A 12829-nucleotide genomic window follows, 5' to 3' on the forward strand; every position below is an offset into this window, starting at 1 on the left:
GGCGATGTCCGCAGGCCTGCCGTCGCGGGGGTCAGACATGCTCCATCGCGTTAGCACTCACCCTGGGGAGAGTGCCAGGAATGACCATAGGCGGCGGTTAGCACTCAGTCAACCAGAGTGCCAATGGCGCGGCCTGCCGTTCGAATCGGACTGAGTAGCGGTACTCATGTACGACCGGCCCGGGAGCGGGCAGACTGCGGAGATGTCCGCCTCCCCTCCGACGCCACCGCACCCCCACGGCACCGGACCTGACACCGCGTCGATCCGGCGCGACCCGGTCTGCGCCGGTCCGGACGGCGGGCTGGCGCTCGGCCTGCTGGTGCTCGCCCTGGACGTCTGGCTGGCCGGGCTCGCGGTGCTCCTCCTGCTGCTCTCGGGCGCCGGACACCCGTTCCCCTGGATCGAGTACCCGCCCTCGGGCGCGCCGCTCGCGGACCGCCCGCACACCGGCCACACACCCGCCCTGGTGGCCGCGGGCACCGGCGCGATCCTGGCCCTGAGCGCCCTGCTGCTCGCCCTTCGACGGCACCGCGGCGCGGCCGCCGTCCAGCTCGTCCTGCTGGCCGGGGTGCTGGCGGTGACCCTGATGGCCCGCTGATCGCCGACAATGGGGCCGTGGAGACCGAATCGTTCCGAGCCCTGCTGACCGACCGGGGCCGGGCCCTGCTCGCCGAACTGCGCGAGTTCACCCCCGACCAGGAGCTGGCGCTGGCCACCCGGCTGCGCCGGGAGTACCCCGCCGAGCTGGTCCGGGCGGCCTTCGAGCAGGCCGGGCTGCGCCAGCGGGCCCGGGCGAAGTTCGGCCCGGACGCCGACGCGATGTTCTTCACCCCGGACGGCGTCGAGCAGGCCACCCGCCGCAGCGTGGCCGAGTGGCGGGCCGCACGGTTCGCCGCCCTCGGCGTGAAGCGGCTGGCCGACCTGTGCTGCGGGATCGGCGGCGACGCGATCGCGCTGGCCCGGGCCGGGGTCGCGGTGCTGGCCGTCGACCGCTCACCGCTGACCTGCGCCGTGGCCGAGGCGAACGCGGCGGCGCTGGGCCTGGCCGGGCTGATCGAGGTGCGCTGCGCGGACGTCGCGGAGATCGACGTGACCGGCTTCGACGCGGTCTTCACCGACCCGGCCCGGCGCACCGCGCGCGGGCGGGTCTTCGACCCCGAGGCGTACTCGCCACCGCTGTCCTGGGCGGTCGGGGCGGCCCGTCGCACCCCGTACGGGGCGCTCAAGGTGGCCCCGGGCATCCCGCACGAGCTCGTGCCGGAGGGGGCCGAGGCGGAGTGGGTCTCGGACCACGGGGAGGTGAAGGAGGCGGTGCTGTGGTTCGGCACCGGCGCCGCCGAGCCGCACCGGGCCACCCTGCTGCCGGGTGGCCACACCCTGGCCGGCGGCCGGCCGGCGGCCCCCGCCGCGGCCGGGGACGACGAGGGCGGGGCGGCCGGGACCGGGCGGGTCGGCCGCTACCTGTACGAGCCGGACGGCGCGGTGATCCGGGCGCACCTGATCGCGGACGTGGCCCGGCAGATCGGCGGCCGGCCGGTCGATCCGATGATCGCCTACCTGACCGCCGACCGGCTGGTCCCGACCCCGTACGCACAGGCGTACGAGCTGACCGACGTGCTCCCGTACAAGCTGAAGACGCTGAAGGCGCTGCTGCGCGAGCGCGGGGTCGGCACCGTGGTGATCAAGAAGCGCGGGGTGTCGGTGCTCCCGGAGGAGCTGCGGCGCCAGCTCAAGCCCTCCGGGCCGAACGCGGTGACGGTGATCCTCTGCCGGACGGACGACGGCCCGCTGATGATGCTCGGTCAGCCGGTGGGCGGCTGAATGTAGTCCTCCAGCCGGGCGACCGAGAAGCCCTGCTCCTGGATCCGGCTCAGCAGCTCGCCGAACATGGCGGTCATCGTCTCGCCCTTGAGGTCCTTGGGGCCGCGGAAGTGGGCCAGGATGATGTCGCCGGGCTTCAGCTTCTTGTCGGTCGCCTGGTACTGCATGTCGTGGATCTGCATCGACTCGCGCCAGAGCACGATCGCGCGCGGACCGCACTGCTGCACGGCGGAGTTGACCGCGGGCGTGTTGGCCCCGTCGCCGTAGGGCGGGCGGAACAGCAGCGGGGCGGTGCCGTACTGCTGGGTGAGTGCGGCCTGGGTGTCGCAGACCTCGCTCTTCTGCCGGTCGGGGGAGAGCTTGCTCATCACCGGGTGGTCGGCGGTGTGGTTGTGGATGTGGTTGCCGAGGGCCTGGAGCGGCTTGAAGTAGCCGTAGTCGTCCTTGACGATGTCGCGGGTCAGGAACATCGAGACCGGCACCTTGAGGTCGGTCAGCATCTCGACGAACCTCGGGTCCTTCTCCGCCCCGTCGTCGATGGTGACGAAGACGACCTTGTCGTGTGTCGGCACCTCGCTGAACACCGGCACCGGGCCGGTCCTCGTCAGCTTGATCGGCTTGTCGGCCGGCGCGGCGGGCGCGGCCGGCAGCGGGGTCAGGCCCCACTTCGCCCACCCCGCGACGCCCGGGGCGGCGGCTTGGCCCGACGGGGCGGGCGACGGCGTCCCGGCCGGGGCGGAGGCGGCCGCGGAGGACGGCGCCGACGCTCCCGGCCCACCCCCGCCGCCGCACCCCGTCACGGCCGCCAGTATGGCCAGCGCCACCAGGCCGTACGTCTTCCTCACCATGCCCCCCGTCGTTCAGCGAACTCTCAGGAATGCACGCTACTCGACGTGTTGACGGGTGAAGGACCACCGGTGGACGGGTCGCCCGAGCAGCGCGGCCGGCGGTTCGGCGACCGGCTGCGGCTCCCCGCTCCACCAGGTGATCAGCAGCACCCGCTCCCCCGGCGCGGTGAACAGCTCGGCCCGTTCCGGCCCGGCCGGACCGCGCAGCGCCGGCAGCGCCACGGTGCGGACCCAGGCCTCCAGCTCGGCGGCCCGGCCCTCGGCGGCCCGGGCCTCCCACATCAGCGCGGTGGTCACGGCCGCAGGGCCCGGTGGGCGTGCGCGTGGAGGTCGGCGTGCGGGACGGAGACCTCGGTGACCGGCAGCGAGGAGTCCGCCGACAGGTCGAAGGACGACGGCGCGCGGTCGCGCCAGACCATCTCGGAGCCGAGCGCCGCCACCATCGCGCCGTTGTCGGTGCACAGGCCCGGCCGCGGCACCCGGAGCACGATGCCAGCCTTGTCGCAGCGCTGCTGGGCCATCTCGCGCAGCCGGGAGTTGGCGGCCACGCCGCCGCCGATCATCAGGTGGTCGACACCGTTGTCCCGGCACGCCCGCACCGCCTTGCGGGTGAGCACGTCGGTGACGGCCTCCTGGAAGGACGCGGCGACGTCGGCGATCGGCACCTCCTCGCCGGCCCGGCGCCTCGCCTCCACCCAGCGGGCCACGGCGGTCTTCAGACCGGAGAAGGAGAAGTCGTAGGCGGGGTCGTTGGCGCTGCTCAGGCCCCGGGGGAAGGCGATCGCCTTCGGGTCGCCCGCACGGGCGGTGCGGTCCACCACCGGGCCGCCGGGGAAGCCCAGGCCGAGCACCCGGGCGACCTTGTCGAAGGCCTCGCCGGCCGCGTCGTCGATGGTCGCGCCGAGCGGCCGGACGTCGGTGGTGATGTCCGAGCTGAGCAGCAGCGAGGAGTGGCCGCCGGAGACCAGCAGGGCCATCGTCGGCTCGGGCAGCCGGCCGTGCTCCAGCTGGTCCACGCAGATGTGCGAGGCGAGGTGGTTGACCCCGTACAGCGGCTTGTCCAGGGCCCAGGCGTACGCCTTGGCGGCGCTCACCCCGACCAGCAGCGCGCCGGCCAGGCCGGGGCCGGCGGTGACGGCGATGCCGTCCAGGTCGGTGGCCTTCACCCCGGCGGTGTCCAGGGCCCGCTGGATGGTGGGGACCATCGCCTCCAGGTGCGCCCGGCTGGCGATCTCGGGAACGACGCCGCCGAAGCGGGCGTGGTCGTTGACGCTGGAGGCCACCGCGTCGGCGAGCAGGGTGGTGCCGCGGACGATGCCGACGCCGGTCTCGTCGCAGGAGGTCTCGATGCCGAGGACGAGCGGTTCGTCAGCCATGGTCAGGGTCCTTCGAGTCGTGCGTCGAGTCGTACGTCGGTTGGTTCGAGGGGTGGTCGAGGCGCATCACCAGCGCGTCGACGTTGGCGGGCTGGTAGTAGCCGCGGCGGACGCCGACCGGCTGGAAGCCGAACCGCTCGTACAGCTGCTGGGCGCGCACGTTGTCCACCCGCACCTCCAGCAGCAGCTCGGTGCAGCCGCGCCGGGCGGACTCCTCGACCAGGTCGGTGAGCAGCGCGGCGCCGAGGCCCGTGCCCTGGTGGCCGGGGGCGACGGCGATGGTCTGCACGTCGCCCTCCGCGCCGATCGCCATCAGCCCGGCGTAGCCGACGACCGCGCCGTCGCCGCTGGTGGCGACGGTGTAGTGCCGGGTGCCGCCGGGGTGCGCCTCGGCGAGCTCGGACCAGTACATGGCGTGCGACCAGGCGTCCTCGGGGAACAGCCGCAGTTCGAGCGCCATCACCGGCTCGATGTCCCACCAGCGCATCGGCCGCAGGATGACAGCGGGGCTCACGCCGGGAGCACCGCCTTGTAGCCGGCCGGCACCTGGGCGTCCGGGCGGCGCAGGTAGAGCGGGAGGTTCGGCAGCAGCTCGCGGCCCGCGGCCAGCTCGGTGACGGCGAAGTCGGCCAGCGCGCCGGCCGAGACGTGCTCGGGCCCGCGGGCGCCGGGGAAGGCGTCCGGATAGAGCAGCGCACCGGCCCCGACGGCCTGCGGCTCGGGGGCCAGCTCGGCCGGGCGGTCCACGGACGGGCCGGTCACCCGGGTGCCTTCGGCGTCGTACGAGGCCCAGTAGACCTCCTTGCGCCGGGCGTCGGTCGCCACCGTGAACGCTCCGGCCAGGCCCTCGGTGCGGGCCTGGTGGGCGATCGCGTCCAGGGTGCAGACGCCGTGCACCGGCAGGCCGAGCGCGTGACCGAGCGCGGCGGCGGTGACCAGGCCGACCCGCAGGCCGGTGTACGGGCCCGGGCCGACGCCGACCGCGAGGTCGGTCAGCCGGCTCTTGTCCACGCCGGCCTTGCGCAGCACCTCCTCGATGGTCGGCAGGAGCAGCTCGCCGTGGCGCCGGGCGTCCACCTGGTACGACTCGGCGAGGACGGTGTCGCCGTCGTGGACGGCGGCCGTGACGGCGGGGGTGGCGGTGTCGAACGCAAGCAGCAGCACGGGTCCAAGGTTAGAGGGTCGGCCGGGCCCGCCGTCCGGTAGAGCTCCGCCGGAGCCGGTGAACACGCGATCGGATCGGTCCGAAAAGCCCGAGGGGACCTGGCACGATGGGCCCCAGGAACGGGTCCCGGGCGAGCGGTGGGAGCAGACGTGGCGAAGCTGGGTGCTGGATTGGCGGTCACCGCTCTCACCCTGGGGGCGATGGCCGCGGTCGGCCTGCTGGCCTTCCAGGCGAGCGGCGCCCAGGAGCGGGCGGTGGCGGCCGGGTACGTGCCCCCGGTCGCACCGCTGACCTCGGCCCACCCGACCGTCGCCCCCGCTCCCCCGCTGCCCGCCAACTCCGGTACCGGGCTGCGGGTGGTGTACTCGCTCGGCGCCCGCCAGGTCTGGCTGGTCGACCCGCGCAAGACGCCGCAGGTGCTGTCCTCGTTCGCGGTGGTTCCCGGCTCGGTGTCGCCGGCGGTCGGCAGCTACCCGGTGTACAGCCGCACCGCGGCCGGCACCGGCACGGACGGCCGGAAGATCGAGCACGTGGTGCGGTTCTCCCAGGAAGGCGCGGTCTTCGGCTTCAGCGCCGTGGTCGACGGGGCCTCCGCGGCCCCGGCCGCCCCGTCGGCCTCGCCCGACGCGTCCCCCGACCCGTCGCCGGACGGGGCGCCGGCCCCGTCACCGTCCGCCGCTCCCAACGGGAAGGCCAAGACCGGCGGCATCCGCTCCGGCCGCGAGGAGGGTCAGCTGCTCTGGGACTTCGCGCCGCTGGGCACCACGGTGGTCGTGGTCCCCTGACACCCGGGACGGCCGGGCGGCGGCCGGCGGCTCAGGCCGCGCGGGAGTGCTGCCGCTCGTCGGCCGGCTCGTCGGCCCGGTCGTCCCGGGCGTCCCGCTCGGCGGCCGGCCGCCGCTCGGGCGGGGTGGAGACCGCGGCGGCGGCGGCGCAGGCGGCCAGCAGGGTGCTCATGGACACGGCCGGCGGCGCGGTCTCCGCGGCGGGGGTGGTGCTCGTCATGGAGGATGCTCCCTAGTTAGGCACACCTAACCACAGCGCATCCATCCCATCACGCCCGGACGTCCGCCCGCAACACCTTCCCGACAGCCTGTCGGGAAACCGTCGTCACTCCTCACCCAGCCGGGCGAGGTCGACCCCGTCCCAGCGCGTGCCCAGCCCGGTCAGGGTGACGGTGCGCGGGTCGCCGTCCTCGGTGGCGCTGCCGCCGATGGCCCGCTCGATCCGCAGCTCCAGCCGGTCGTCCGAGAGGTCCTCGACCTTGCCCTCGCCCCACTCGACCACCACCACCGACTCCGGCAGCGAGACGTCCAGGTCGAGGTCCTCCATCTCGTCCAGGCCGCCGCCCAGCCGGTACGCGTCCACGTGCACCAGCGCCGGGCCGCCGACCAGCGACGGGTGCACCCGGGCGATCACGAAGGTCGGCGAGGTGACCGCCCCCCGCACGCCCAGGCCCACGCCGAGGCCGCGGGTCAGGGTCGTCTTGCCGGCGCCCAGCTCACCGGAGAGCAGGACCAGGTCGCCGGGCCTGAGCAGGCCCGCCAGCTCCCGTCCGAGCCGGTTCATCCGCTCGGGGGTGGCGACGGTGACGGTGGTCTGGGTGCCCATGGCGCGTGCGATGCCCTTCGTCCGGGTGCGCCGCCGTCCCTCGACGGCGGCTCCCGCTACGGTGCCACACCGCGGGCCGCTGCGGCGCACCGCTCAGTCCAGCAGCTCCCGGACGGCCTGCGGCAGCGGGGCCGCGTGCGCGAAGTCCACGGCCCGGCGCAGCACCGCGGCCAGCTGCCGGTCGACGATCTCGGGGCGCTCCAGCATCACCAGGTGGCCGGCGTCCGGGACGAGCACCAGGTCGGCGCCGGGCAGCGCGGCGGCGATCGCCTCGCTGTGCTCGGGCGGGGTGAGCAGGTCCTTGGTCCCGGCCAGGACGAGGGTGGGTACGCCGTCCAGCGCGGCGAGCGCGGCCCGCTTGTCGTGCGCCGAGAACGCGGGGTAGAACTCGGCGACCACGTCGATCGGGGTGGCGTCCAGCAGCTGCTCGGCGAACCGCGCCACCGACGGGTCGACGTCCTTGCCGCCGAACGAGAACCGGCGGTAGAACACGCCGGTCACGTCGGCACCGAAGCGCCGGGTGGCCTCCACCAGCTCCACCTGCCGGCCCAGCGCCCTGACCACCCCGGGCGCGACCCGGCGCAGCAGCCTGGCGCCGACGGCGGGCAGCCCGAGGGTCACCGAGTCCCAGTCGTCGGCCAGCGTGCCGACCAGGGCCACTCCGGCGACGCGCTCCCGGAACAGCTCCGGGCGCTGCTCGGCGAGGGCCATCACGGTCATCCCGCCCATCGAGTGGCCGACCAGCACGATCGGGCCCTGCGGCACGACCGCGTCCAGCACCGCGCCGAGGTCGGCGCCCAGCTGGTCGATCGAGGCGGGCTCACCGGCCAGGTACGAGCGGGAGCGCTCGGAGCGGCCGTGGCTGCGCTGGTCCCAGAAGACCAGCCGCATGTCCTCGCGGAGCAGCGCCCGCTGGAAGTGCCAGCTGTCCTGGCTGAGGCAGTAGCCGTGGCAGAAGACCACGGTGAGCGGCGGGGCGGCCGGCGCGGGGGCGGTCCCGAAACTCTTGCGGCTGCCGGCCCGGGTCAGCGCGCCGGAGCCGGCCAGCAGGCCCGGCAGCCCGGTCCGGTCCACCGGTACCTCACCGCGTCGGCGGGTGAACCAGCCCTTGCGCGGCGCATGCCCCTCCTCGGGGTGCACCTGCACCGGCTCGGGCCAGCCGGTGCCGTCCAGCTCCACGTACAGCTCGGTGCCGTCCGGCGCGGGGACGGTGCGGGGCCGTCCGCGCAGCGAGCCGAACGGCGCCGCGGCGTCCAGCTCCTCGCGGGCCCGGCGGCGCATCGACCGGCCGACGGTCAGCCGTTCTATCGCCACGCCGGCGGCGGCGCCGGCCGCCACCACGCCCAGCGAGATGCCGATCAGGCCGGCCCGGCTGACCCCGGCCGACGCCGAACCGGCGGCCTTCGCCACCGCGGCCACCGGGTTGCTGCTCACGCCGGACTCGGTCATGTCGTGGTGCTACCCACGTAGCGGCGCGGTACCCGGGCGCCGATCCGGGTGATGATCTCGTACGAGAGGGTGCCGCACGCCCGGCCCCAGTCCTCGGCGGTCGGCTCACCGTGCTCCCCGGTGCCGAACAGCAGCACCTCCTCGCCGACCGGCGGGGTGTCGCCGCCGAGGTCGACGACGAACTGGTCCATCGCGACCCGGCCCGCGACCGTCCGCCACTTGCCGCCGATCAGCATCGGCCCGGTGCCGCTGGCGTGGCGCGGGATCCCGTCCGCGTAGCCGACCGGCACCAGGCCCAGGGTGGTCGGGCCGGGCGTCGTGTAGTGGTGGCCGTAGCTGACCCCGTGCCCGCCGGGGACGGTCTTCACCAGCGCCAGCCTGGCGGTCAGCGACATCACCGGACGCAGCCCGAAGTCGGCGGGGTTGCCCACCTCGGGCACCGGCGACAGCCCGTACATCGCCAGGCCCGTGCGGACCAGGTCGTAGTGCGACTGCGGCAGCAGCAGGGTGGCCGGCGAGTTGGCGAGGTGCCGCACCTCGGGGCGCACGCCCGCCCGCTCGGCGTGGGCCAGCGCGGCCTCGAAGGAGTCCAGCTGGGCCTGGATCGAGGGGTGGCCGGGCTCGTCGGCGGCCGCGAGGTGCGACCACAGGCCCACCACCTCGATCAGGCCCTCGGCCTGCGCCCGCAACGCGGCGGCCACCAGGTCGGGCCAGTCGTGCGGCTGGCAGCCGTTGCGGCCCAGGCCGGTGTCGGCCTTCAGATGCACCCGGCCCGGCACACCGCACGCACGGACGGCGGCCAGCAGCTCGTCCAGCGCCCACCGCCCGCTGACCGAGACGTCGATCTGCGCGCGCAGCGCCTGCTGCCAGGGGCCGCCCGGTGTCCACAGCCAGCACAGGACGCGGGCCTGCTCCGGGCCGATCCCGGCCGCGCGCAGGGCCAGCGCCTCCTCCGGCATCGCCGTCCCGAGCCAGCCGACGCCGGCCGCGACCGCCTCCCGGGCACACCGCACCGCACCGTGGCCGTAGGCGTCCGCCTTGACCACGGCCATCAGCGCAGGGCCGTCGGTACGGGCGCGCAGCGCGTCCAGGTTGCCCCGCAGGGCGCCCAGATCGATGGTCGCCTCGGCTCGCGCCCCCTGCGCGAGGACGGCCGTACCGGTGGTGTTCGCAGTTGTCATCGCGTATCAGTCTCCCAGACGGCCGCCGCTGCCCCGTGAACGGCCCGCGGGGCACGGCCGTGGACCTGCGAGGACGCGCGGCGCGGGCGCCCGGGTTCCCGTGCGGGAGGATCAGCCGGGCTGCCCCAGGACCGCCCGCCAGGCCCACCGCAGCGAGGCCGCCACCTCCATCGCCGTCACCGGGGCGTCGCCACGGGCCGCCCGCCGCCCCGCCAGCCCGTGCAGGTACGCCGCCGCCGAGGCCGCGTCGAACGCCCCGAGGCCCGCCGCCAGCAGCGACCCGGCCAGCCCGGAGAGCACGTCCCCGCTGCCGGCCGTGCCCAGCCAGGGCGTCCCGGTCGCATTGACCCGGGCCGCCCCCGACCGGTCGGCCACCACCGTGGTCGAGCCCTTGAGCAGCACCGTCGCCCCGTAGGCCGCCGCCAGCCGCCGGGCGGTCGCCAGCCGGGCCGCCGCGAGCTCCGCCGCCGGCGGCAGGGCGCCGCCGTCCACCCCCGCGAGCAGCCGCGCGGCCTCCCCGGTGTGCGGGGTGAGCAGCACCGGCGCCGTCCGCCCGGCCAGCGCGGCCGGGCCGCGCCGGGCGAGCTCGGTCAGCCCGTCCGCGTCCACCAGCACCGGGACGTCGGCCGCCAGCACCTCGGTCAGCACCGGCCCGACCCCGTCCCCGCCGCCCGGCCCGGCGACCCAGGCCTGCACCCGCCCGGCCCCGGCCGGGCCGCCCGCCGTCACCAGCGCCTCCGGGAACCGCCGCACCACCTCCTCGGCCGCCGTCCCCGCGTACCGCACGGCGCCGGCCCCGCCGCGCAGCGCACCCGCCACCGACAGCACCGCCGCCCCGGGGTAGCGGGCCGAGCCGGCCGCGATGCCGAGCACCCCGCGCCGGTACTTGTCGCTCTCCGCCGTCGGCCGGGGCAGCAGCGCGGCAAGGTCCGCGTGCTGGAGCGCCGTCACCGGCGCCCCGGGCAGCACCAGCCCGATGTCCACCAGGTGCACCACCCCCGCGTACGAGGCGCCGGGGTCGATCAGCAGACCGGGCTTGTGGGTGCCGAAGCAGACCGTGACGTCCGCCCGCAGCGCGACCCCGGCGACCTCCCCGGTGTCGGCGTCCACCCCGCTCGGCACGTCCACCGCCACCACCGGGCCGCGCCGCTCCGCCTGCGCGTACGGCTGCGCCTCGGGCCGCAGCCCGCCCCGGCCGCCGATCCCGACGATGCCGTCCAGCACCAGGTCGGCCCGCTCGAACTCGGTCCGGTCCTCCGTCACCCGCCCGCCGGCGGCCCGCAGCGCGGCCAGCGCGCCCGCGTGCACCCGCTCCGGCGACAGCAGGACGGCCCGCACCCGCGCCCCGCGCCGGGCCAGCCGGGCGCCCGCGTACAGCGCGTCGCCGCCGTTGTCCCCGCTGCCGGCCAGCACCAGCACCCGGCTGCCGTACACCCGCGGCAGCAACTGCGCGCAGGTCGTGGCGAGACCGGCGGCGGCCCGCTGCATCAGCGTGCCCTCCGGCAGCCGGGCCATCAGATCGGCCTCCGCGGCACGGACCTGCTCGACGGTGTGTGCGTGGCGCATTCTTCGGCCTCCAGGGGCTGCTCAGCCTTCGGCGATCACCACCGCCGACGCTACGCCCGCGTCGTGACTGAGCGACACATGCCACGACCGGACGCCCAGTTCGGCCGCCCGCGCCGCCACCGTCCCGGTCACTTTCAGCACCGGCCGCCCCGAGGGCTCGACGCACACCTCGGCGTCCGTCCAGTGCAGGCCGGGCGGCGCGCCGAGCGCCTTGGCCAGCGCCTCCTTCGCGGCGAACCGCGCCGCGAGCGAGGCGATCCCGCGCCGCTGCCCCGAGGGCAGCAGCAACTCCGCCTCGGTGAAGAGCCGGTCCGCCAGCTGGGGCGTGCGCTCCAGGAACGCCTCGAACCGGTCGATGGCCGCCACGTCGATCCCGACGCCGATGATCACCCTGAACTCCTCCGTCGCAGCCGCCCGTCGCCCGGACCTTACGGCACACTTTCGGGTGAGTACCTCTTCGACCGCCCGACTGTCCGGGGCCGTCCACCTACCGTGGTGCGCGCCGAACCCCAGCAGGAGGGAGAAGGGCCGTGGCCGCCATGCCAGCAGTCGAGCACCCGCTGCCGGGGGACGACCTCCTCCGGGCGTTCCTGGAGCTGGACACCCCGCCGGGCTTCAAGGCCGAGCTGATCGAAGGGGAGATCGTCGTGACCCCACCGCCCGACGGCGACCACGAGGACGCCATCGCACGGTTCACCCGAGCCGTCGCCCGGCTGGCCGCGCAGGAGCTGTACGTCAGCGGAGGGAAGGGCATCACCACGCCGCGCGGTCGCTTCGTCCCGGACGCCGCGGTCGCGCCCGTGGGCCACTTCAGGGATCAGGGGCCCTGGGCGGACCCCACCGGGCTGGCCCTCGTCCTGGAGGTCACGTCCACCAACCCCGCCAAGGACCGCGAGGCCAAACGCCTCGGCTACGCGGCCGCAGGCATCCCCTGTTATCTGCTGATCGACCGCGACGAGGGCCGTGCCACGCTCTTCACCGACCCGATGGACGGGGATTACACCGTCCACACCCAGGCTGCCTTCGGCAAGCCTCTCGAGCTGCCGGAGCCGTTCTCGTTCGCTCTGGACACGACGTCCCTGCGATAGCCGGCCCCAGAACTCGACTCGGCCGCCCGGATCACGAGTCGGCCCGACGTCCGGCACGGCAACAGGCCGTGCCCGGCAGCGAACTGCCGGGCACGGCCTGTTGATCTCCTGTTCAGTAGTTGAACTTCTCGGGTGGCACGAACAGGCCTTCCGCCAGCTCGGGATCACCCTCTCCGAGCCCGGTCAGCACCCCCCACTGCACCTGAGGGAGCAGTGCCAGGTACGAGTCGTCGTCGACCGCACCCGCCCGACCCCAGAACTCGGCGATCGACACCCCGATCGAGCGCCCCGAGTAGTCCACGATGTGATCGTCCAGGCCCGCGACGAGCAGAGCTTCGAGGGCCCGTCCGTCGTGCCAGTTCGCGATGTCGATCGCGGCTGCATCCCGCCATCCCGGTTCCGCCCGGTCGGAGACCAGAAGGGACACCAGCACCTCGGCGCGGTCGTCCCAGTCCAGACTCCCGGTCCGGGTCAGGGCGGCGAGGAATTCGGCGGGCGGTGTGTACCCGTGATCCCGGACGTAGTGGGCAATCATCGCGGGGGCACAGTACGTCGTCCCCTCGACCCCGAAGATGTGGATCTCACCGGTGCCCCTGGCAGGCTCTCCGGCAGGACACAGCTCGCAGTCGTGGAGCCCCAGGGCCAGGCTCCGCGACCGCTTGGCCTCCTGTTGGATCCGCTCGAACTGCCTCTCGGTGACGGAGCTCCCACCCGGGAACTCGGA

General features: G+C 75.2%; 16 protein-coding genes. 4 read left to right on the forward strand and 12 right to left on the reverse strand.

The window, feature by feature from the left end; genetic code table 11:
* Positions 1-202 precede the first annotated feature (202 nt).
* Complete coding sequence (locus OG871_RS16340; protein WP_371497531.1) at positions 203-598, forward strand: hypothetical protein; 396 nt, start codon at positions 203-205, stop codon at positions 596-598.
* Between the two features lie 17 nt (positions 599-615).
* Positions 616-1821, forward strand: coding sequence for a methyltransferase domain-containing protein (locus tag OG871_RS16345; RefSeq protein ID WP_371497532.1), 1206 nt, complete (start codon positions 616-618; stop codon positions 1819-1821).
* On the opposite strand, the gene OG871_RS16350 is transcribed toward OG871_RS16345, so the two are convergent.
* From OG871_RS16350 to tsaB, 5 genes are read right to left on the reverse strand one after another with little or no spacing between them, the layout of a single operon-like run.
* Positions 1803-2669, reverse strand: coding sequence for a polysaccharide deacetylase family protein (locus OG871_RS16350; protein WP_371497533.1), 867 nt, complete (start codon positions 2667-2669; stop codon positions 1803-1805). The two genes, OG871_RS16345 and OG871_RS16350, sit on opposite strands and share 19 nt — an antisense overlap.
* 36 nt (positions 2670-2705) lie before the next feature.
* On the reverse strand, positions 2706-2966 hold the full coding sequence (locus OG871_RS16355; protein WP_371497534.1) for a hypothetical protein: 261 nt from the start codon (positions 2964-2966) through the stop codon (positions 2706-2708).
* Positions 2963-4045 (reverse strand): tRNA (adenosine(37)-N6)-threonylcarbamoyltransferase complex transferase subunit TsaD, encoded by a 1083-nt coding sequence (tsaD, locus tag OG871_RS16360; RefSeq protein WP_371497535.1) that lies wholly within the window; start codon positions 4043-4045, stop codon positions 2963-2965. Before tsaD ends, OG871_RS16355 begins: the two co-directional genes overlap by 4 nt.
* Positions 4038-4532, reverse strand: coding sequence for a ribosomal protein S18-alanine N-acetyltransferase (gene rimI, locus OG871_RS16365; protein WP_371503331.1), 495 nt, complete (start codon positions 4530-4532; stop codon positions 4038-4040). The genes tsaD and rimI overlap by 8 nt, the downstream gene beginning before the upstream one ends.
* 23 nt (positions 4533-4555) lie before the next feature.
* Positions 4556-5209: a tRNA (adenosine(37)-N6)-threonylcarbamoyltransferase complex dimerization subunit type 1 TsaB gene (gene tsaB, locus OG871_RS16370; protein ID WP_371497536.1), complete on the reverse strand. Its 654-nt coding sequence runs from the start codon at positions 5207-5209 to the stop codon at positions 4556-4558.
* A gap of 150 nt (positions 5210-5359) precedes the next feature.
* On the opposite strand from tsaB, the gene OG871_RS16375 reads away from it, so the two are divergent.
* Positions 5360-5995 carry a hypothetical protein gene (locus OG871_RS16375; RefSeq protein WP_371497537.1) on the forward strand — a complete coding sequence of 212 codons (636 nt, stop codon included), beginning with the start codon at positions 5360-5362 and terminating at the stop codon, positions 5993-5995.
* A 31-nt stretch (positions 5996-6026) separates the two neighbouring features.
* On the opposite strand, the gene OG871_RS16380 is transcribed toward OG871_RS16375, so the two are convergent.
* The 6 genes from OG871_RS16380 to OG871_RS16405 form a co-directional block, all read right to left on the reverse strand.
* Positions 6027-6215, reverse strand: a complete 189-nt coding sequence (locus OG871_RS16380; RefSeq protein WP_371497538.1) for a hypothetical protein — start codon at positions 6213-6215, stop codon at positions 6027-6029.
* 105 nt (positions 6216-6320) lie between these two features.
* Entirely contained in the window at positions 6321-6821 is a 501-nt protein-coding gene (gene tsaE / locus OG871_RS16385; protein WP_371497539.1) for a tRNA (adenosine(37)-N6)-threonylcarbamoyltransferase complex ATPase subunit type 1 TsaE, read from the reverse strand.
* A gap of 93 nt (positions 6822-6914) precedes the next feature.
* A complete protein-coding gene (locus tag OG871_RS16390; RefSeq protein ID WP_371497540.1) occupies positions 6915-8270 on the reverse strand; it encodes an alpha/beta fold hydrolase in 1356 nt (451 codons plus the stop codon).
* Positions 8267-9451 (reverse strand): alanine racemase, encoded by a 1185-nt coding sequence (gene alr / locus OG871_RS16395; protein WP_371497541.1) that lies wholly within the window; start codon positions 9449-9451, stop codon positions 8267-8269. The genes OG871_RS16390 and alr overlap by 4 nt, the downstream gene beginning before the upstream one ends.
* A gap of 111 nt (positions 9452-9562) precedes the next feature.
* The gene (locus tag OG871_RS16400; RefSeq protein ID WP_371497542.1) at positions 9563-11017 is read right to left on the reverse strand and encodes an NAD(P)H-hydrate dehydratase; all 1455 of its coding nucleotides are present in this window, start codon (positions 11015-11017) and stop codon (positions 9563-9565) included.
* A gap of 21 nt (positions 11018-11038) precedes the next feature.
* Entirely contained in the window at positions 11039-11407 is a 369-nt protein-coding gene (locus tag OG871_RS16405; RefSeq protein WP_371497543.1) for a holo-ACP synthase, read from the reverse strand.
* Between the two features lie 149 nt (positions 11408-11556).
* On the opposite strand from OG871_RS16405, the gene OG871_RS16410 reads away from it, so the two are divergent.
* Positions 11557-12105: a Uma2 family endonuclease gene (locus OG871_RS16410; protein ID WP_371503332.1), complete on the forward strand. Its 549-nt coding sequence runs from the start codon at positions 11557-11559 to the stop codon at positions 12103-12105.
* 112 nt (positions 12106-12217) lie between these two features.
* On the opposite strand, the gene OG871_RS16415 is transcribed toward OG871_RS16410, so the two are convergent.
* Positions 12218-12640: a hypothetical protein gene (locus OG871_RS16415; protein ID WP_371497544.1), complete on the reverse strand. Its 423-nt coding sequence runs from the start codon at positions 12638-12640 to the stop codon at positions 12218-12220.
* Positions 12641-12829 lie beyond the last annotated feature (189 nt).

Source organism: Kitasatospora sp. NBC_00374, from assembly GCF_041434935.1.
GTDB lineage: Bacteria > Actinomycetota > Actinomycetes > Streptomycetales > Streptomycetaceae > Kitasatospora.